Below are 19125 nucleotides of genomic sequence, written 5' to 3'. Positions count from 1 at the left end.
GCGGGTCCCTACTCCGCCGCCTGCTTGAAGCTGTTCGACGGCCGCCAGCGCAGCACCGGCTTGCGAGCGGCCAGGGTCTCGTCGAGGCGGCGGCGCGGAGCAAAGCGCGGGGCGGCCTTGAAGTCCTCGGCGGCCGTGCCGCTCTTGGCGCGCTCGGCGAGCGAGCGCAGCGCGCCGATGAACAGGTCGAGGTCTTCCTTGGCCTGGCTCTCGGTCGGCTCGACCAGCATCGCGCCGTGCACCACCAGCGGGAAGTACATGGTCATCGGGTGGTAGCCCTCGTCGATCATCGCCTTGGCGAAGTCGAGGGTGCTGACGCCGGTGTCCTTGAGGAAGCCGTCGTCGAACAGCGCCTCGTGCATGCACGGGCCCTCGAAGGCCGGCGTCATGACGTCCTTCAGCGCGGCCATCACGTAGTTGGCCGACAGCACGGCGTCCTCGGCCACCTGCTTCAGGCCGTCGGCGCCGTGGCTCATGATGTAGGCGAGTGCGCGCGTGAACATGCCCATCTGGCCGTGGAAGGCCTTGAGCCGGCCGAGCGGCGTGCCGTCGACCGTGCTGCCGTCCTCGGCCACCGACCACGTATCGCCGTTCTTCACGATCCAGGGGTAGGGCGCGTAGGGCGCCAGCGCCGCCGACAGCACGACGGGACCCGCGCCCGGCCCGCCGCCGCCGTGCGGCGTCGAGAAGGTCTTGTGCAGGTTGATGTGCATGCAGTCGACGCCGAGATCGCCCGGCCGCACCCGGCCGACGATGGCGTTGAAGTTGGCGCCGTCGCAGTAGAAGTAGGCACCCGCCTCGTGCACCGCCTGCGAGATCTCGATGATCTCCGATTCGAACAGGCCGCAGGTGTTGGGGTTGGTCAGCATGATCGCCGCCACCTCGGGGCCGAGCGCCGCCTTGAGCGCGGCGAGATCGACCCGCCCGCGATCGTTGGCAGGGATCGGCTTCACGATGAAGCCGAGCGCCGCCGCCGTCGCGGGGTTGGTGCCGTGCGCCGATTCGGGCGCGAGCACGATCTTGCGCTCCGCGCGCTCGCCCTTGGCCTCGAGGGCGGCGGCGATCGCCATCATGCCGCACATCTCGCCATGCGCGCCGGCGGCGGGCGACATCGCCACGGCCGGCATGCCGGTCAGGGTCTTGAGCCAATGCGCCAGCGCATCGATCAGCGCCAGCGCGCCCTGCACGGTGGAGACCGGCTGCAGGGGATGCAGGTCGCCGATGCCGGGCAAGCGCGCGACCTTCTCGTTGATTCGCGGGTTGTGCTTCATGGTGCACGAGCCCAGCGGGTAGACGCCCATGTCGATGGCGTAGTTCTTCTGGCTGAGCCGCGTGTAGTGCTGCACCACCTGCGGCTCGCTGAGGCCCGGCAGGCCGATCTCGCCGGTGCGACGCAGGCCGTTCAGGCGGTCCTTTACTTTCGGCGGCTCGGGCAGGTCGACGCCGCAGCGTCCCGGCTGGCCCATCTCGAAGATCAGCGGCTCCTCGATCTGCAGCGCCTTGTTGCCGGTGAAGGTGGCAGGCGCCGCCGACGCGCCGTCCGAGACGATGCCGCCAGTGCGGCCCTGGGAGCGGTCCATCACAGCACCTCCTTCAGGCCGGCGACCAAGGCGTCCATGCCTCGGTCGGTCGACGTCTCGGTAGCGGCGAGCAGCAGCAGGTTGGCGACCGAGGGGTCATCGGGAAGCAACCGCGACACCGGCAGGCCGCCCAGGATCTTCTTTGCCGCCAGCGCCTCGACCACCGGCGCGACGGGCTTCGGCAGGCGCACGGTGAACTCGTTGAACAAGCTGTCGTTCAAAACCTGCACGCCCGACACGCCCGCGAGCTTGTCGGCAAGCTGCGAGGCCTTGGCATGGTTGAGCTCGGCCAGGCGCTTGAAGCCCGCCTCGCCCAGCAAGGTCAGATGCACCGTGAAAGCGAGCGCACAGAGGCCCGCGTTGGTGCAAATGTTGGAGGTCGCCTTCTCGCGCCGGATATGCTGCTCGCGGGTCGAGAGCGTCAGCACGAAGCCGCGCTTGCCGTCGGCATCGACGGTCTCGCCGCAGAGGCGCCCCGGCATCTGGCGCATGTACTTCTCGCGCGTCGCGAACAGGCCGACATAGGGGCCGCCGAAGCCCAGCCCATTGCCGATCGACTGGCCCTCGCAGACCACGATGTCGGCGCCCATGTCGCCCGGCGGCTTGATCAGGCCGAGCGACACCACCTCGGTCACCACCACGATCAGCAGCGCGCCCGCCGCGTGGCAGGCCTCGGCGAGCTTCCCGAAGTCGCGGACATGGCCGAAGAAGCTCGGGTTCTGCACGACGACGCAGGACGTCTCCTTGTCGATCGCGGCGATCAGGTCCTCGAGGCCGTCGACATCGGGCTTGCCGACGACGGCGTGGAAGCCTTCCCACTTCGCGGTGGTCTCGATGATGCTGCGATACTGCGGATGCAGGCCGCCGGAGATCAGCGCCTTCTCGCGCCGCGTCACGCGGTTGGCCATCAGCACCGCCTCGGCCGCGCCGGTCGAGCCGTCGTACATCGAGGCGTTGGCCACCTCCATGCCGGTGAGCAGCGTGACCTGGGTCTGGAACTCGAACAGGTACTGCAGCGTGCCCTGCGTGATCTCGGGCTGGTACGGCGTGTAGGAGGTCAGGAACTCGCCGCGCTGGATCATGTAGTCGACGGTCGACGGCACGTGATGGCGATAGGCGCCGGCGCCGATGAAGAACGGCGCGCTGGCCGGCGACACGTTCCGCGCCGCATAGGCCTGGAAGGCGCGCTCGACCTCGAGCTCGCCGGCGTGATCGGGCAGGCCCGCGACCTTGCCGCCGAGCCGCGCCGACTGCGGCACGTCGCGGAACAGCTCGTCGACCGACCTGGCGCCGATCTTGGCCAGCATCTCGCGGCGGTCGGCTTCGGTGAGGGGAAGGTAACGCATCAGCCCAATCCTCTCAGGAAAGGCTCTTCACGAAGGCGTCGTACGCGGCCTGGTCCATCAGCCCGTCGAGATCGGCCGGATTGCCGAGCCTGAGCTTGAAGAACCAGCCCTTGCCCATCGGGTCGGCGTTGACGTCGCCCGGCGTCTCGGCGAGCGCGGCGTTGGCCTCGATCACCTCGCCTGCGGCCGGCGAATAGATGTCCGACGCGGCCTTGACCGATTCGACCACGGCCACGGATTCGCCCTTGGTCACCTTGCGGCCGGCCTGCGGCACGTCGACGAACACGACGTCGCCCAGTTGCTCCTGGGCGTATGGGCTGATGCCGACCGTGCCGACATCGCCCTCGACGCGGATCCACTCGTGCTCGTTGCTGTACTTGACGCTCATCGGAGTCTCCTATCCGCGGTAGTAGGCGTGCTTGACGAAGGGCATGGGCACGATCTCGGCCGGCACCGGCTTGCCGCGCACGACCAGATCGACCCTGGTGCCGTTGGCTGAAAGAGCTTTCTCGACGGTGCCCATGGCGACGGCGCGCCCGAGCGTCGGCGCGAAGCCGCCCGACGTGACCTTGCCGATCACCCGGCCGGCGAGCGCGATCTCCGCGCCCTCGCGCGCGATCGCCTTGCCTTCGGGCAGCAGGCCGACGCGCTTGCGCGGCGCACCCTCGGCGATCTGCTTCTGGATGACGCCAGCACCGGGGAAGCCACCTTGTGCGCGGCGCTCCTTGCCGATGCTCCACAGCAGCACTGCCTCGATCGGCGTGGTCGTGGTGTCGATGTCGTGGCCGTAGAGGCAGAGGCCGGCTTCGAGCCGCAGCGAATCGCGCGCGCCAAGGCCGATCGGCTTGACCTCGGGCTGTGCCAGCAGCAGCCGCGCGATCGCCTCGGCCTTGTCGGCCGGGGTCGAGATCTCGTAGCCGTCGCCGCCGGTGTAGCCCGAGCGCGTGATGTAGCACTCCGCACCGTCGACCATGACGAACGCGCCGGTCATGAACTTCATCGTCGCGACCGAGGGCGCGAGCCGCGCCAGCGCAGCCGAGGCCAGCGGGCCCTGTAGCGCAAGCAGCCCGCGGGAAAACATCGGCTCGATCTCGCAGGCGGCCGACAGGTGCCTGGCGAGATGCGCGAGGTCGTCGTCCTTGCAGGCGGCGTTGACGATCAGCAGCAGATGATCGCCGGTCGAGGTCACCATCAGGTCGTCGAGGATGCCGCCCGTCTCGTTGGTGAACTGCGTGTAGCGCTGCTGGCCGGGCTGCAGGCCCGCGATGTCGCCCGGCACCAAAGTCTCGAGTGCCTTCGCCGCGTCGTGGCCGGGCTTCGCGGTCAGCCGCACCTGGCCCATGTGCGAGACGTCGAACAGGCCGGCGGCGGTGCGCGTGTGCGCATGCTCGGCCAGGATGCCGATGGGATACTGCACCGGCATCTCGTAGCCGGCGAACGGCACCAGGCGCGCGCCCAGTTCCTGGTGCAATGCGTGAAGCGGCGTGCGTTTGAGGTCGGACAAACAGGTCTCCAGCGGTCGCCTTCACGACGCAAGGATTGCGCCGCTCGCGACCCCCTCTGTCCGGAGACCTGAAAGATTCGGCCAAGCCCCTTCCGAGGGGCGAAGAGCCTTACTTCGTCGGTGGGCCTGACCCGCGAAGGCCTGCCACTTTCCAGAGACCCAATCCTCCTGCGGTCCTTTTGCCTGAGAGTTTCCGGGGCCGGTTGCTCCTTCGGCGCCGCCGTTCGTTTGGCGGTCTCTTCCACAGGGATCGTCTGGGTGCCGCGACCTTACGGAGGCCCTCCCAGCCCGTCCACAGGGAAAATCGCGGTCGTTCCGGGCTTTGGTGTCCTCTTGAAATTGAGTGATTGCTCACTTACAGTTTTGAGCGGTCACTCACTTTTGAGGAGAGTCCGATGCTGCTGCGCAAGTCTTTCCAGGAGTTCCTCGTCCTGCACAGCGAGGCCGAGCCGATGCCGCTCTCGCAACCGCGTCCGCAACCCGCGCCACAACCCGCGCCGCAAGGCGAGGACCGCGAACCGGCACCGCCGCGCCGCCGAGTGATCGACTGGCGCTGGCTCGCGGCCCGCGAGGACGTGCCGTGAGGTTCGACCGACCGCGCGACGACCGCTTCTGGCGCGCGCTCAACGCCTGTATCGGCCCGGTGATGCGCGCGCCCTTCGCCCCGCCGGCGCAATGGGCCAAGGGCGCCCTCTACCTGGTGCTGGCCGCGACGGCCTACGGCTGGCTCGCCAGCGGCCCCGCGACCTTCGCCACGACGCTCGCGGCCTACAGCCTGTTCAACCTCGCGGCGCTATTGCTCGTGCTGAACCTCGGCCACGACGGCGCGCACGACGCGCTGACCCCGAGCCGTCTCGCCAACCGCGTCATCTGCGAGGCGACCTTCGCGCTGCTCGGCCTCGACGGCCATCTGTGGCGCATGCGGCACGTGCTGTCGCACCACGTCTTCCCCAACATCAACGGCTGCGACGCCGACATCGACCACAATCCGTTCCTGCGGCTGTCGCCCAATCATCCGTGGCGGGCGCGCCATCGTTGGCAGCATCTCTACGCGCTGCCCTTCTACCTGACCGTCCAACTGCACGCGATCGTCGTGCAGGACGCGATCTACATCAGGCAGAAGCAGCTCGCCAACCTGCGCGACATCCGCCATTCGCCGGCGCGCGTCGCAGGCTTCGTCGCGCTGAAGGTGCTGTATTTCACGGCCCTGCTGGCATTGCCGATCGCGCTGTCGCCGCTGCCGTGGCTCGAGGTCGTGCTGGCCTACGGGCTCGCGACCGCGGTCGCCTCGCTCGCCTTCGTGCTGCCGCTGGTCGGCACGCACTTCGCCGACGGCAACGTCTTCCCCGAGCCCGCGCCGGACGGCCGGCTCGGCTGCACCTATGTCGAGCACGTGCTGGCCTCCTCGCTCGACTGGTCGCCGACCAGCCGGCTCGCCACCTTCCTGATCGGCGGGCTGAACGCGCACGTGGCACATCATCTCTTCCCGCGGGTGAGCCACGCCCACTACCGGCGGATCTCCCCGGCGGTCGGTGAGTTGGCCGCGCGCCACGGCGTCGACTACCACTGCACCGATCCGCCGGGCATCGTCGCCGCCCATTTCCGCCATCTGCGGCGCATGGGCCAACCGGCCTTTCAAAAGTGAGCGACGCCTCATACACTGACGGGATGGGGAAAGCCGAGGACACCAAGGCGCGGGTCGAGCGCGCCGCGCTGACGCTGTTCGTGGCGCGGGGCGTGGCCGAGACGACGACCAAGGAGATCGCCATGGCGGCCGGGGTCGCCGAGGGCACGATCTACCGCTACTTCCCCAGCAAGGAGCAGCTCGCGCTCGACCTCTTCGTCGGCCATCACCGCGCGCTCGCCGAGGCGCTGACCGCCGCCCACAAGCCGCTCAAGGGGCTGAAGGCCAAGGTCGAGGCGATCGTCCGCTGCTATTGCGACTGGGCCGACCGCGACTGGACGCTGTTCGCCTATCACCTGCTGAACCAGCACTCCTTCCTGATCCAGGTGCCCGAGGGCACGCCCAGCCCAGTGAACGTGGTGCGCGAGGTGATCGCCCAGGCGATGAAGGCGGGCGAGATCCCGCGCCGCAACACCGACGTGGTCGCCGCCGCCGCGATCGGCGTGGTCCTGCAGCCCGCCGCCTACAAGGTCTATGGACGATTCAACGGGCCGCTCTCGGCCCATGTACGGTACTTCGCCGACGCCGCCTGGGCGGTGCTGTCGATCAAGGAGAAGTGAGCTTGTCGGTGAGCGGCGCGCAGGCCTGACGGCTGCCGTCGCGCACGAAGTCGGTCACCCGGCCCGCACCATCGACCGTCAGGATCAGCGTGCAATACGCGGTCTGCGGCTCGAACGTCGTGACGGGCACGACCGTCGGCACACCTCCCGACGCATAGCTGACGGTCGTCGTCGTGGTCGGCGCGCTGTTCTGGAGGACCGAGGTCCGCCAGCGATAGACTGCGCCGCCGCCGACGCTCGCCTGCGAGTCGGGCGGGCCAAGCTTGGCGAGGATCGGCTGGCCCGCCTGGCCCTTGAAATTGCCGACATCCGGCGGCGCATTGCCCGTCGTCACGCAGCCCCCCGTCATCCAGCCCATCGCGGCAAGCAGGACCACGAGGGCGGCGCGCCGGATCACGATTGCCGCGCCAGCCCGGTGAAGGCTTCGGCGAAGGCCTTGCGGCCGCCCGCCAGCCCGGTCTCGTTGAAGATGTCGGCGGTCAGCGACTGCACCGAGCTTTCGTCGACGCGCACGCCGTTGTCGGCGAGGAACTTCCGCGCCGCGGCAACCGCCTCGTCCATCGCTCCGCCCTTCTTGTAGAGCTGGTAGTAGTCGGGATGCCCGCCGCGGCCCAGCGCCTCGGCCAGCACGTCGGTGAAATTCACCACCCGCAGCGGATAGACCGCCTCCGCGCCCGAGAGAGCGCGATGGCAGGAGTGGTACATCGTGACGATGGTGTCGGACCCGGCCGCCACCGCGCCTTCGGCCAGCGCGCGATGGATCGCCTGCTCGCGGCCCTTGAACTTCGCCGCCTGCCCGCCGCAGGCATAGGAGAAGCCCGAATCCTGCGGCAGCTCGATCAGCTCGAGGTTGGGCACCGCCTTCAGCAGGGTCGCGATGCTCGAGAGCGTGGCGCCGATGCCGAGATGCTCGTGGATCACCACGCGGCGCTTCGGCTGGTCTGATTTGAAGCGCGCCTTGAGCGTCTCGAGGTTGCCGGCGAGGAACTCGCTGACATGGCCGAGATCGAAGCTCGCGGGCTCGGCCGCCTGCTCCAGCTCGTCGAAGTTCTTGGTGCAGGTCGGGCACCAGGTCAGCACCGTGGCGGCGCCGGACTGGCCGAAGCGCTGGAAGGTGCGATGGCCCATTCGCTCGTAGGTCGGCAGGTCGGCTTCCTGGAACTGGTAGACGCCGCAGCAATGCGCGGTGCCGCCGACCACGTCGAAGTCGAGCTCCAGCGCGTCGAGGATGTCCATCACGTTCAGCACGATGTGCGGCGTGCGCAGCACGTTGCAGCCGGTATAGAACAGCACCTCCGCGGTCCGCCGCTCGGCCGGCGCCAGGATGCGCTGCAGGGTCTGCGACGGCAGCTGCATGCTGGCCAAGAGCCGCACCGCCTGAGCCATGTGGCGGAAGCGGCCGGCGGCATTGGCGGCGCCCTCGGCCCGCGGCCGCGTCGCCTCCAGCGCCTTCATCTTGGCGATGGTCACCCACTGGCGGACGTTGATCTCCTCCGGGCAGGCGTCGCTGCAGCGGGCGCTGCCGTCGCAGGCATTCAGCCACTTCATCAGGCCCTCGGCCGGAGCCGCGCCATGCGTCAGTGCCGACAGCTCGCCGACGCGAAGCTTGGCCTCGCCGGCATCCATGCCGATCTCGCGCGCGGTCGGGCAGACCTCGAAACACCGGCCGCAGCCGGTGCAACGATCTGCCGCCTCGGCCGCCAAAGCCTCCAACCGGTCCGCGTAAGCGCTCACACCGCTCTCCTTGCGTAACCCGCACAGTGTAGCGCTTCGGCAGCCGCCGAAACATCCGCATGCAGGGTGAGTTTAGCTTGGGCACACCCCCAAAGGAGCCTGCCCATGACCGTCACCTGCGCCATCCGCTACGTGCTCGACCCGTTCAAGCGCGAGGCCTTCGAGACCTATGCCCGCAACTGGCTGACCATCATCCCGGCCTGCGGCGGCGACCTGATCGGCTATTTCATGCCGCATGAGGGCACCAACAACATCGCCCATGCGCTGATCTCGTTCGAGAGCCTGGCAGGCTACGAGGCCTACCGTATCCGGCTCAGGGCCGATCCGGCGGCGATGGCCAACTTCCGCTACGCCCAGGAGCAGCGCTGCATCCTGGTCGAGGAGCGCACCTGGCTGACGCCGGTGACGAAGTGACTCTTTCTCCTCTCCCCCTAGCGGGGGAGAGGAACATGAGTCGTTACCGCGCCTCGGCGCGGCGGTTGTACTGGAGCTCCTCCGGCGTCGGCTTCAGGCCGACGGCGATGCGGTAGGCGCCGAGATCGCGCACCTCGCTGAACGGCAGGGTTACCGCGACCGTCTCGTCGCTCACGCCGCGCGGGCTGGTGGTGCTGATCTTGTAGTCGGCCAGCTCGTCCTTGCCGACGATCACCGAGCCGCCGCCATCGAGCACTCGGACGAAGAACGGCACCCGGGTCACGCCGCCCGCGACCGACGGGCCGGCGTTGACAGCGATTCGCATCACTACCTCGACCTCGAGCTTGTTGCGGCCCATCGAGCAGGTCGTGCCGGCGCCCAGCATGCTTGCCTCGAACACCACGTCGCGGGGATCGCGGCCGGCGCCCTCCTTGAAACGGGTGATCCGCGAGGCGTCCTGCACCGTCAGCGGCTGCGGGCAATAGGCGGCGGCCGCCTGCTCCTTCGTCGACCGGCCTCCGCAGGCCGTCAAAACCAGGGCCACCACGGCCAAACCAGCGACTGTACGCAGCCTCATGCGCTCATAAACCCCGTTGCGTTGCGGCCGGACTCTAGGCAATGGTCCTTTGGCCCGCAAGGGAACGGGCCATACCACGCTTTTTCTCATGACCAACGCCAAGACGCCGCTCACGATCCTGCTCGCCAGTCCGCGTGGCTTCTGCGCGGGCGTCGACCGCGCCATCCAGATCGTCGAGCGGGCGATCGAACGCTACGGCGCGCCGGTCTATGTCCGTCACGAGATCGTGCACAATCGCTTCGTGGTCGAACGCCTGGAAGCCAAGGGCGCGATCTTCGTCGACGAGCTCGACGCGGTGCCCGGCGACCGGCCGGTGGTGTTCTCCGCCCACGGCGTGCCGAAGACAGTGCCGGCCGAGGCGTCGCGCCGCCAGCTGCTGTTCCTCGATGCAACGTGCCCGCTGGTCTCCAAGGTCCATCGCGAGGCCGAGCGCCATGCCGATCTGGGCCGCACCGTGATCCTGGTCGGCCATGCCGGCCATCCCGAGGTGATCGGCACCATGGGCCAGCTGCCGCCGGGCAGGGTGCTGCTGGTCGAGGACGTGGCCCAGGCCGAGGCGCTCGCGGTGCCCGATTCCGGCAATCTTGCCTACGTCACCCAGACGACCTTGTCGGTCGACGACACGGTCGGGATCGTCGCCGCGCTGCGCCGCCGCTTTCCGGCGATCCACGGCCCGAAGACCGAGGACATCTGCTACGCCACCACCAACCGCCAGGCCGCGGTCAAGGCGATCGCCGAGCGCTGCGATGCGCTGGTGGTGATCGGCGCACCCAACTCCTCCAATTCCATGCGCCTGGTCGAGGTCGCGGCCAGCCGTGGCTGCGTCCGGTCGCGGCTGGTGCAGCGCGCCGCCGACATGGACTGGGAGTGGCTGGGCGATGCGCGGCGGCTCGGCATCACCGCCGGCGCCTCGGCGCCCGAGCTGCTGGTCGAGGAGCTGATCGCCGCCTGCCGCGAGCGCTACGACGTCACGATCGAGGAAATCCGCACGACCGACGAAAGCGTGGTGTTCAAGCTGCCGCGTCAGCTGGTGGCCTGATGGCCGTCTACACGGAAGTCAGCGACGCCGAGCTCGAGGCCTTTCTCCAGGACTACGACATCGGACAGGCGCAGTCCTTCAAGGGCATCGCCGAGGGCGTCGAGAACACCAACTACGTGCTGGCCACGACGCGCGGCCAGTACATGGTGACGCTTTACGAGAAGCGCGTCGATCCCAAGGACCTGCCGTTCTTCCTCGGCCTGATGGATCACCTCGCCGAGCGCGGCATCAGTTGTCCGCGGCCGGTCCACGGCAGGGACGGCAATGCCTTGCGCACGCTTGCCGGCAAGCCGGCGGCGATGACCAGCTTCCTGCAGGGCATGTGGCCGCGCCGCATGACGGTGAAGCATTGCGGGCCGGTCGGCGAGGCGATGGCGGCGCTGCACCTTGCCGGCCGCGACTTCGCGATCAAGCGGCCCAACGCCTTGTCGGTCGGCGGCTGGCGGCCGGTGTTCGGCGGCTCGCGCCAGCACATCGACAAGGCGCTCGAGAGCGAGCTCCGCGCCGAACTCGACTTCTTCGACGCCAACTGGCCGAAGGACCTGCCGGCGGGCGTGATCCATGCCGACCTGTTCAACGACAACGTCTTCTTCCTCAACGACAAGCTGTCGGGGATCATCGACTTCTATTTCGCCTGCAACGACTTCCTGGCCTACGACGTGGCGATCTGCCTGAACGCCTGGTGCTTCGAGCCGGACAATGCGTTCAACGCCACCAAGGCGCGCGCGCTGCTGCAGGGCTACGACAAGGTACGCAGGCTCAACGAGGACGAACGGAAGGCCCTGCCGACCCTGGCGCGCGGCTCGGCGCTGCGCTTCATGCTGACGCGGCTCTACGACTGGGTGCACACGCCGGCGGGCGCGCTGGTGAAGCGCAAGGACCCCAACGAGTATCTCGCCAAGCTGCGCTTCCATCGCAGCGTGACCTCGCTCGCGGACTACGGCCTGTGATGCCTCCTGCAAGTGCGCCCGAGGTCGAGCTGTTCACCGACGGCGCCTGCAGCGGAAATCCAGGCCCCGGCGGCTGGGGCGCGATCCTGCGGATGGGCGAGAAGGAGCGCGAGCTGTCGGGCGGCGACCCGGCGACCACCAACAACAAGATGGAGCTGATGGGCGCCATCTCGGGTCTCGAGGCACTGAAGCGGCCGTGCGTGGTGCGGCTCTACACCGACAGCAAGTACGTGCTCGACGGCGCCACCAAGTGGATCCACGGCTGGAAGAAGAACGGCTGGCGCACCGCCGACAAGAAGCCGGTCAAGAACGTCGAACTGTGGCAGCGCCTCGAAGCCGCCGCCAAGCCGCACCGCGTGCACTGGTCCTGGGTGAAGGGCCACAGCGGCCATCCCGAGAACGACCGCGCCGATGCGCTGGCCAGAGGCGAGATCGAGAAGCTGAGGTCATAGCCCTCCCCTTCGCGGAGTCCGCGAAGGGGAGGTGCCCGCGTCATACGCGGGCGGAGGGGTCATGAGTCACGCACGTGATGCGACTCATGACCCCTCCGTCGCGGATAGGGCACTTTCGCACGAAGTGCGAAAGTGCCGACGCGCCACCTCCCCAGCAGACTGGGGAGGAGTTCTAAGTGCGCTTCCCCTGCGCCGGAACGGGCTTCTTCTCGGCCGGCTTGTCGTGGATCAGGTCGAACTGCTCCTGCGTGCCGTCGCACGGATTGTCGCCCTCGACCAGGCGCCAGACCTGCGACTTGCCGGAGCGGCGGAAGTGCATCGTGCCGGCGACCTTGCACGGTGCGCCGTTCATGATCTTGGCGACGCGGAAGGCGACCTCGCCGCGGATCTGCACCTTGCCGGCCTCGATGCGCTCGACCACGCCGTCGATCGACGCCCAGTCGCCCTCGGTGCCGGGGGCCACGCTCTCGAGCTTGCCCTTGATCGTCCACAGCGGCCCCTGTTTGGTCACGACCGCGGTGCCGGGCTTGGCGCCCTTGATCTTGCTGTAGCGACCCCAGCTCATCTTGGTCGCATAGAGGAAGAGCTGCGCTTCGGCTTCCGAATCGATCTTGGTTTGGGTCGGTTTGGTCTGGTCGGCCGCCAGCGGCGAGGTGAGATTGCCGACCGGCGCGCCCTTGTCGACCTCCGGCGCCTTCAACGGCGGCGGCGCGGGATACATGGGCGACGGCGCCTGCTCATTGGACGGCGTTTGGGCGACCGCCGCGCCGGCGATCATCAGGAGAGCGAGCGAGAGGGCGAGACGTTGCATTGCCTTCGGTCTTAACCCACGGTCTGACGGCTTTCTAGAGCACATTCTGTCCGGCCGATTCGGCCGGACAGAATGTGCCCTGTGAGATCAACATCGCGAGTACGCGCGTTTCCGGCCTCCGGCCGGAAACCGCCCTAGCGCTTGCTGGCCGCAGGCGGTGGCGCTGTGGTGGATGACCGCTCGCCATTCAGGGCGGCCTCGGCCCGCTTGGCCGTGTCCGAGCCGGCCTTGGCGACCTTCAGCACCTTGTTCAGATCGACGCTCGCGGCCTTGTGATTGCCCTGCGCCTGCAGGGCCAGGGCGCGCTCGAGCAGGATCTCGGGATTGTCAGGTGCGATGGTCAGCGCCCGGTCGGCGTCCGCCTGCGCCCTGGCCGGGTTGCCGGCGTTGCGCCAGGCAGCGGCGCGCAGCACGTAGATCTCGACCTTGTAGGGCTCGATGGTGAGTGCCTGGTCGAAATCGGAGATGGCGCGCGGCCAGGCGCGCATGGCCGCGTAGCTGAGGCCGCGATCGATCCACAGATCGGCATCCTGCGGCTTCAGGCCGAGCGCGCGGCTCTGCACCTTGGCGGCATTCTCCGCCTGATTGGCCTGGTTCCAGGCCTGCCCGGCCTGAGCCAGCAGCTCGGCACGCAGGCCGGGCCGCTCGGTGCCCATGTCGCGCTCGATCTGCTCGAGCTGCATCGCCGCCGGCACGTACTGTCCCGATTCGAACATCGCGATCGCCACGCAATGGCGCGCGCCCAGCCCGCCGCCCTCGGCCTTCCACTTCTCGGCCAGCGGCAGCGCCTTCAGCGGCTCGCGCCGCGCCTGCTGCATGCATTCGGCATAGCGGCGGGCGTGGTTGGCCGTCGGCGCGAAGGGGTCGAGCGGACCGACCGGCTCGACCTTCTTCTGCGCCAACGCGGGTGTCGCGAGTATCACGAGGAACAGGGCACGCCAGAACAACATGGTTGCAAAGAACCCTGCGCGAGCGATTCTGACAAGATGACCGGACGTCTTTTCATCTTCGGCCTGGGCTACAGCGGCCTTGAAATCGCCAAGCTCGCGCGGGCGGCGGGTTGGGAGGTCGCGGGCACCGTGCGCGATGCCGACAAGGCGGGGCAGTACACGGCCGAGGGGATCAAGACGCATCTGTTCGACGGCACGGCGCCGCTGGCGGCTGAGGGGCTTTCGAAAGCGACTCACGTGCTCTGCACCATTGCGCCCGGCACCACAGGCGATCCTGCGCTCAGACTCTGCGCGCCGCGCCTGCGCGAAGCGCGCTGGTTCGGCTACCTGTCGACGACCGGCGTGTACGGGGATGCCGGCGGCGGCTGGGTGGACGAGACCACGCCGGCGCGGCCCGGCCAGCCGCGCAGCCTCTCGCGCCTCGCCACCGAGCGCGCCTGGCAGGTGATGGCCTTCGAAGCGGGCGCGGCGCTCGACATCTTCCGGCTGCCAGGCATCTACGGTCCCGGGCGCAGCGCCATCGACCAGGTCAAGGCCGGCACGGCGCGCCGGATCGACAAACCCGACCATCCGTTCTCGCGTATCCATGTCGCCGACATCGCCAACACCGTGCTCGCCGCGCTGACTGCCTCGCGCGGCGCGATCTACAACGTCGCCGACGATCTCCCCGCGTCGACCGCCGACGTCGTCGCCTATGCCTGCGAGCTGCTGGCGATGCCCGTGCTGCCGCTGATCCCGTGGGCTGAGATCGCGCCGACCATGAGCGAGATGGCGCGCTCCTTCTACGCCGAAAGCCGCCGCGTGAAGAACGACCGCATCAAGCAGGAGCTCGGCGTGACCCTGCGCTACCCGACCTATCGCGAGGGATTGAAGGCGATCGCAACTACCTCACCCTGAGGAGCATCGCGCAGCGACGCGTCTCGAAGGGTGAGAACGAGCACCTTGCCTGCCGCCATCCTTCGAGACGGCGCTTCGCGCCTCCTCAGGATGAGGTGGTGAGCTCCTCGACCGTTGCGATCAGGCGGGCGATGTCGGCGGGCGTGCTGAGGCGATGGTCGCCGCCCTTGACGAACGTGGTGATCACCTCCGGCGCATCGAGATGCTGCGCGATCTGCAGCGAATATTCCCACGCCACGTCGGGATCGCTCTGGCCGTGCAGCAGCCGCACCGGGCAGGGCAGCGCGAGCGGCTTGTCGAGCACCAGGTGATGGCGCCCCTCCTCGATCAGCTTCCAGGTGAAGACCGAGGGTTCGGGCGAATATTGTGACGGCCGCTCCAGTCGGCCCTCGCGCTGCAGCGTCTCGCGATCGGCAGGCGACAGGCCCTTGAGCAACATGCGCTCGGTGAAGTCGGGCGCAGCGGCGATCAGCACCAGGCCGGCGAGCCGCTCGGGCCGCTGCAATGCGGCCAGCAGCGACAGCCAGCCGCCCATGCTCGATTCCACCAGCACCAGCTTGCCGTTCGTCTGCGCATCGATCACCGCCAGCGAATCGTCGAGCCAGCGGCCGATCGTGCCGTCTTCGAAGCGGCCCGAGGATTGCCCGTGGCCGAGATAGTCGAAGCGCAGATAGGCGCGTCCGGTGCGGCGCGCCCACGCCTCCAGCGCCATCGCTTTCGTCCCGGTCATGTCGGATCGAAAGCCGCCCAGGAACACAACCGTCGGCCCGCTTCCGTCGGTTTTTGCATAGGCCACCGTATTGCCATCGGGTCGGGGCAGCCGTTGCGTGCTATGTCCGTTGTCCATGTCGTGTTAGGTGCCATAGACGTGACGCCCCCGCACCTGCTTCAGATCGTGCCGTCGCTCGACAGCGGCAGCCTGGCCCGCGCCACGATCGATTCGGCCCAGGCCGCGATCGCCGCCGGCGGGAGCGCCACCGTCGCCTCGGGCGGCGGCATGCTGGTGCCGATGCTGCTGCGCCTGCACGGCAAGCACATCGACTTCCCCAACGACCGCAATCCCCTGTGGGCGCGCTATTGCCTGCCGGCGCGCCTGGTCGCCAGCCTGCGCGATACAGAGGTCAGCGTCGTGCAGGCCCGCACGCCGTCCACGAGCTGGATCGCGCAGTCGGTGGCGCGGCGGCTCAAGGTCCGGAGCATCGCCACCCTGCATCAGCCGTTCATCGGCACCACGCAGATCGCGCGCTTCGTCGAGCGCCGCCAGACCAATGCCGACGCGCTGGTCGCGGTATCCGACCACATCGCGACCGACGCGCTGGCCCGCCTGCCCGCGCTCGAGAGCAGGCTCGAGACGATCAAACCCGGCATCAACCTCGACCGCTTCGATCCTGCCGGCGTGCGCGCCGAGCGGTTGATCCGGCTCGCCGCTCAGTTGCGCGTGCCGGACGACTGCCATGTCATCCTGTGCGCGGCACGCGACGAGCCGGGGCGACTGACGCTGATCCAGGCGATCAAGCAGCTCAAGCGCGACGACGTGTTCTGCCTGATGCTGGGCCAGGTCGACGGCATGACGCCGTTCGAGAAGGAGCTGGAGCGCCAGATCGTGCAAGCCGACCTGCTGGGTAAGGTGCAGATCGGGCCCTACGTCGACGACATGCCCGCCGCCTACATGCTGGCCGACGTGGTCGTCGCGACCGGCGGCATTCGCCGCGGCTTCAGCCGCTCGCTGGTCGAGGCGCAGGCGATGGGGCGGCCGGTCATCGCCGAGGAAGGCGGAGGTGCTGCCGAGGCGGTGCGGCCGGGCATCACCGGCTGGCTCGCGGCGCTGGCCGACCCGGGCTCGCTCGCCCAGGCGATCGAGCAGGCGATCTCCCTGAGTAATGAGCGCCGTGCCGAGCTCGCTCGCGCGGCGCAGGAGCATACGCGGCAGAACTATGCGCTGGCGAGCAGCAACAAGCGGCTGCTGGCGCTGTACGATCGGCTGTCAGGGGGAGACTGACATGGACTTGCGTTCCGCATTGCTTGCCCCGCTGCTGGCGACGGTGCTGGCGACGGTGCTGGCGACGGCGACGGTGCACGCCCAGCTGTCCGGCCCGCCGGCCGGCGGGCCGACCGGCCAGTTCCTCGGGCCGCCTTCGGGCAGTGCCGGCAACTTCCTCGGCGTCTGGGACCTGACCTGGGTCGGCCCGATCGACGCGCGCTGCCCGTGCCGCGGCAGCCTCACCATCTCGACCAACGCGCAGGGCGAGCTGATTGGAACATGGAAGAGCAAGGGGCCGGCGGCGAACCTGAGCGGCTCGATCGGCTTCAACCAGGATGTCTGGATCGGCCGCTTCGCCCAGTCCGACGAGGCCGACTTCCCGCTGCGCGGGCATTTCCGGCTGGAGTACCGCGGCGAACGCTCGCTGACCGGCTCCTATCAGCCCGACGGCACGGCGATTCCCTTCCGCTGGGCCGGAACCCGGTTGTGAGCGTTGACTTGACGGGCCTGCCCTCGATCTCTATTTCCGAGCGCATGGACCGGATGTTTTTCCCCGTCCCGACGTTACTGACCACCGTTCGAACTTGATTCGGCCGGGCGCGCGCCTTCGTGCCGCCTCCCGGCCTGGCGCCGCCGACGTTTTGCGTCGGCCGCATGCCTCTGTTCGAATTCTTCTTTCCTAGTGGTAGCGATGATCAATATTTCCTTGCCGGACGGGTCGGTCCGGCAGTTCGACAAGCCGGTGAGCGGCGCCGCTATCGCGGCCTCGATCGGCCCCGGCCTCGCTAAGGCAGCCCTTGCCGTCAAGATCGACGGCAAGCTCAGGGACCTGTCCGCAGTGGTCGACCGCGACGCCAAGATCGGCATCGTGACGTCGCGCGATCCGGAGGCGCTCGAGCTGCTGCGCCACGACGCCGCGCACGTGCTCGCGCAGGCGGTTCAGGAGCTCTATCCCGGCACGCAGATCACGTTCGGTCCGGCGACGGAAGAAGGCTTCTACTACGATTTCGTGCGCGACCAGCCGTTCACGCCCGACGACTTCGCCAGGATCGAGCAGCGCATGGCCGAGATCGTCGACCGCGACCTGCCGATCACGCGCGAGGTGTGGGACCGCGCCAGGATCAAGCAGTACTTCGTCGACCACGGCGAGAAGTTCAAAGCCCAATGGGCCGACGAGCTGCCGAAGGACGAGGAGATCTCGGTCTACAAGCAGGGCGACTGGCTCGACATGTGCCTCGGCCCGCACCTCCCCTCGACGGGGAAATTGGGTAAGGCGTTCAAATTGACGAAGGTCTCGGGCGCCTACTGGCGCGGCGACGCCAAGAACGCCCAGCTGCAGCGTGTCTACGGCACGGTGTTCTTCACGACCGCGGACCTCAAGGCGTACATCAAACGCATCGAGGAAGCGGAGAAGCGCGACCATCGCCGCCTCGGCAAGGAGATGGGCCTCTTCCATCAGCAGGAAGAAGCGGCCGGCATGGTGTTCTGGCATCCCAAGGGCTGGACGTTCTGGCGCACGATCGAGGGCTATCTCCGGCGCAAGCTCGAGGCCGGCGGCTATGTCGAGGTGAAGACGCCGCAGCTCGTCGACCGCAAGCTGTGGGAGGAATCGGGCCACTGGGAGAAGTTCCGCGAGAACATGTATCTCAGCGAGAACGAGGAAGGCCTGAAGGAGTTCGTCGACGATCCGACGAAGCGCATCTTCGCGCTGAAGCCGATGAACTGCCCGTGCCACGTGCAGATCTTCAACCAGGGTCTGCGCAGCTACCGCGAGCTGCCGCTGCGCATGGCCGAGATGGGATCGTGCCATCGCTTCGAGCCGTCGGGGGCGCTGCACGGCATCATGCGCGTGCGCAACTTCACGCAGGACGATGCCCACATCTTCTGCAGCGAGGACCAGATCGAGGCCGAAACGATCCGCTTCTGCGAGCTGCTCGGCTCGATCTATCGCGACCTGGGCTTCCCGGACTACTTCGTGAAGTTCTCCGACCGGCCGCCGGTGCGCGCCGGCTCGGACGCGGTGTGGGATCAGGCCGAGGGTGCGCTCAAGTCGGCGTCGAAGGCGGCCGGGCTCGACCTCATCCTCAATCCCGGCGAGGGCGCGTTCTACGGGCCCAAGCTCGAGTTCGTGCTGCGCGACGCGATCGGCCGCGACTGGCAGTGCGGCACTCTGCAGGTCGATTTCGTGCTGCCGGACCGGCTGGGCGCGGAGTACGTTGCCGAGGACGGCGCGCGCAAGCGGCCGGTCATGCTGCACCGCGCGATCTTCGGCAGCTTCGAGCGCATGATCGGCATCCTGATCGAGCACTATACCGGTCGGTTCCCGCTGTGGATGGCGCCGACGCAAGCTGTGGTAGCCACGATCGTCAACGACGCCGACAGCTATGCCGAGGAGGTCGCTGCGAAATTGCGAGCCGCGGGCATGCGGGTCGACACGGACCTCAGCAACGAGAAGATCAACTACAAGGTCCGCGAGCATTCGCTGGCCCACGTGCCGCTGATCCTGGCGGTCGGCCGCCGCGACATGGAGAACAAGACGGTCGCGATCCGGCGTCTGGGCTCGGAAAAGCAGGAGGTCCTTGAATTGGGGGCCGCCGTCACTACACTTTCCAAGGAGGCCCAGCCGCCCTTCTAGGGGCGGTTGCG

At 68.3% G+C, this 19125-nt stretch carries 21 protein-coding genes and 1 riboswitch; of the genes, 11 read left to right on the top strand and 10 right to left on the bottom strand.

Annotated features, from left to right (window positions below; all coding sequences use genetic code 11):
- Positions 1–8 precede the first annotated feature (8 nt).
- Genes gcvPB through gcvT form a run of 4 tightly spaced genes read right to left on the bottom strand, consistent with a single transcriptional unit; the run spans position 9 to position 4430 of the window.
- A complete protein-coding gene (gene gcvPB, locus J0J01_RS06915) occupies positions 9–1580 on the bottom strand; it encodes an aminomethyl-transferring glycine dehydrogenase subunit GcvPB (RefSeq protein ID WP_296379514.1) in 1572 nt (523 codons plus the stop codon).
- On the bottom strand, positions 1580–2926 hold the full coding sequence (gcvPA, locus tag J0J01_RS06910) for an aminomethyl-transferring glycine dehydrogenase subunit GcvPA (protein ID WP_296379513.1): 1347 nt from the start codon (positions 2924–2926) through the stop codon (positions 1580–1582). Before gcvPA ends, gcvPB begins: the two co-directional genes overlap by 1 nt.
- Positions 2927–2939: 13 nt before the next feature.
- Positions 2940–3314, bottom strand: coding sequence for a glycine cleavage system protein GcvH (gcvH, locus tag J0J01_RS06905; RefSeq protein ID WP_296379512.1), 375 nt, complete (start codon positions 3312–3314; stop codon positions 2940–2942).
- A 9-nt stretch (positions 3315–3323) separates the two neighbouring features.
- On the bottom strand, positions 3324–4430 hold the full coding sequence (gene gcvT, locus J0J01_RS06900) for a glycine cleavage system aminomethyltransferase GcvT (protein ID WP_296379511.1): 1107 nt from the start codon (positions 4428–4430) through the stop codon (positions 3324–3326).
- Positions 4431–4591: 161 nt separating this feature from the next.
- A riboswitch (glycine riboswitch) is annotated at positions 4592–4684 on the bottom strand.
- Between the two features lie 141 nt (positions 4685–4825).
- Here gcvT and J0J01_RS06895 point away from each other — a divergent pair.
- The 3 genes from J0J01_RS06895 to J0J01_RS06885 are packed head-to-tail and all read left to right on the top strand — an operon-like array spanning position 4826 to position 6674.
- Positions 4826–5014 carry a hypothetical protein gene (locus J0J01_RS06895; RefSeq protein ID WP_296379510.1) on the top strand — a complete coding sequence of 63 codons (189 nt, stop codon included), beginning with the start codon at positions 4826–4828 and terminating at the stop codon, positions 5012–5014.
- Entirely contained in the window at positions 5011–6075 is a 1065-nt protein-coding gene (locus J0J01_RS06890) for an acyl-CoA desaturase (RefSeq protein WP_296379509.1), read from the top strand. Before J0J01_RS06895 ends, J0J01_RS06890 begins: the two co-directional genes overlap by 4 nt.
- 23 nt (positions 6076–6098) lie before the next feature.
- Complete coding sequence (locus J0J01_RS06885) at positions 6099–6674, top strand: TetR/AcrR family transcriptional regulator (protein ID WP_296379508.1); 576 nt, start codon at positions 6099–6101, stop codon at positions 6672–6674.
- Here J0J01_RS06885 and J0J01_RS06880 read toward each other — a convergent pair.
- Together J0J01_RS06880 and J0J01_RS06875 are read right to left on the bottom strand one after the other, a co-directional pair.
- Positions 6661–7008: a hypothetical protein gene (locus J0J01_RS06880; protein WP_296379507.1), complete on the bottom strand. Its 348-nt coding sequence runs from the start codon at positions 7006–7008 to the stop codon at positions 6661–6663. The genes J0J01_RS06885 and J0J01_RS06880 overlap by 14 nt on opposite strands.
- Before the next feature lie 59 nt (positions 7009–7067).
- Positions 7068–8408, bottom strand: coding sequence for a (Fe-S)-binding protein (locus J0J01_RS06875; RefSeq protein ID WP_296379506.1), 1341 nt, complete (start codon positions 8406–8408; stop codon positions 7068–7070).
- Between the two features lie 105 nt (positions 8409–8513).
- Between J0J01_RS06875 and J0J01_RS06870 the strand changes: the two genes are divergently transcribed.
- Positions 8514–8822, top strand: a complete 309-nt coding sequence (locus J0J01_RS06870; protein WP_296379505.1) for an NIPSNAP family protein — start codon at positions 8514–8516, stop codon at positions 8820–8822.
- Positions 8823–8865: 43 nt separating this feature from the next.
- Here the strand turns inward: J0J01_RS06870 and J0J01_RS06865 are convergent, their stop codons facing one another.
- A complete protein-coding gene (locus J0J01_RS06865) occupies positions 8866–9399 on the bottom strand; it encodes a hypothetical protein (RefSeq protein WP_296379504.1) in 534 nt (177 codons plus the stop codon).
- Positions 9400–9487: 88 nt separating this feature from the next.
- On the opposite strand from J0J01_RS06865, the gene ispH reads away from it, so the two are divergent.
- The 3 genes from ispH to rnhA are packed head-to-tail and all read left to right on the top strand — an operon-like array spanning position 9488 to position 11840.
- On the top strand, positions 9488–10438 hold the full coding sequence (gene ispH / locus J0J01_RS06860; RefSeq protein ID WP_296379503.1) for a 4-hydroxy-3-methylbut-2-enyl diphosphate reductase: 951 nt from the start codon (positions 9488–9490) through the stop codon (positions 10436–10438).
- Positions 10438–11388: a homoserine kinase gene (locus tag J0J01_RS06855; protein WP_296379502.1), complete on the top strand. Its 951-nt coding sequence runs from the start codon at positions 10438–10440 to the stop codon at positions 11386–11388. Before ispH ends, J0J01_RS06855 begins: the two co-directional genes overlap by 1 nt.
- Positions 11388–11840, top strand: coding sequence for a ribonuclease HI (gene rnhA, locus J0J01_RS06850; protein ID WP_296379501.1), 453 nt, complete (start codon positions 11388–11390; stop codon positions 11838–11840). The genes J0J01_RS06855 and rnhA overlap by 1 nt, the downstream gene beginning before the upstream one ends.
- A 172-nt stretch (positions 11841–12012) precedes the next feature.
- Here rnhA and J0J01_RS06845 read toward each other — a convergent pair whose 3' ends face one another.
- Together J0J01_RS06845 and J0J01_RS06840 are read right to left on the bottom strand one after the other, a co-directional pair.
- A complete protein-coding gene (locus J0J01_RS06845) occupies positions 12013–12651 on the bottom strand; it encodes a hypothetical protein (protein ID WP_296379500.1) in 639 nt (212 codons plus the stop codon).
- A 134-nt stretch (positions 12652–12785) separates the two neighbouring features.
- Positions 12786–13601, bottom strand: a complete 816-nt coding sequence (locus J0J01_RS06840; protein ID WP_296379499.1) for a tetratricopeptide repeat protein — start codon at positions 13599–13601, stop codon at positions 12786–12788.
- Between the two features lie 36 nt (positions 13602–13637).
- Here J0J01_RS06840 and J0J01_RS06835 point away from each other — a divergent pair, with 36 nt between their 5' ends.
- A complete protein-coding gene (locus J0J01_RS06835) occupies positions 13638–14498 on the top strand; it encodes an SDR family oxidoreductase (protein ID WP_296379498.1) in 861 nt (286 codons plus the stop codon).
- Between the two features lie 85 nt (positions 14499–14583).
- Here the strand turns inward: J0J01_RS06835 and J0J01_RS06830 are convergent, their stop codons facing one another.
- Positions 14584–15345, bottom strand: a complete 762-nt coding sequence (locus J0J01_RS06830) for an alpha/beta hydrolase (protein ID WP_296379496.1) — start codon at positions 15343–15345, stop codon at positions 14584–14586.
- Between the two features lie 21 nt (positions 15346–15366).
- Between J0J01_RS06830 and J0J01_RS06825 the strand changes: the two genes are divergently transcribed.
- The 3 genes from J0J01_RS06825 to thrS all read left to right on the top strand — a co-directional run bounded on the left by J0J01_RS06825 (position 15367) and on the right by thrS (position 19114).
- Positions 15367–16497, top strand: coding sequence for a glycosyltransferase (locus J0J01_RS06825; RefSeq protein WP_296379495.1), 1131 nt, complete (start codon positions 15367–15369; stop codon positions 16495–16497).
- Between the two features lies 1 nt (position 16498).
- Complete coding sequence (locus J0J01_RS06820; protein WP_296379494.1) at positions 16499–16969, top strand: hypothetical protein; 471 nt, start codon at positions 16499–16501, stop codon at positions 16967–16969.
- A 201-nt stretch (positions 16970–17170) separates the two neighbouring features.
- A complete protein-coding gene (gene thrS / locus J0J01_RS06815) occupies positions 17171–19114 on the top strand; it encodes a threonine--tRNA ligase (RefSeq protein WP_296379493.1) in 1944 nt (647 codons plus the stop codon).
- The last annotated feature ends 11 nt before the right edge of the window (positions 19115–19125 follow it).

Origin of the sequence: Reyranella sp. (genome assembly GCF_017305915.1) — a bacterium.
Classification (GTDB): Bacteria; Pseudomonadota; Alphaproteobacteria; order Reyranellales; family Reyranellaceae; genus Reyranella.
This window is presented reverse-complemented; position numbering and strand designations above follow the sequence as displayed.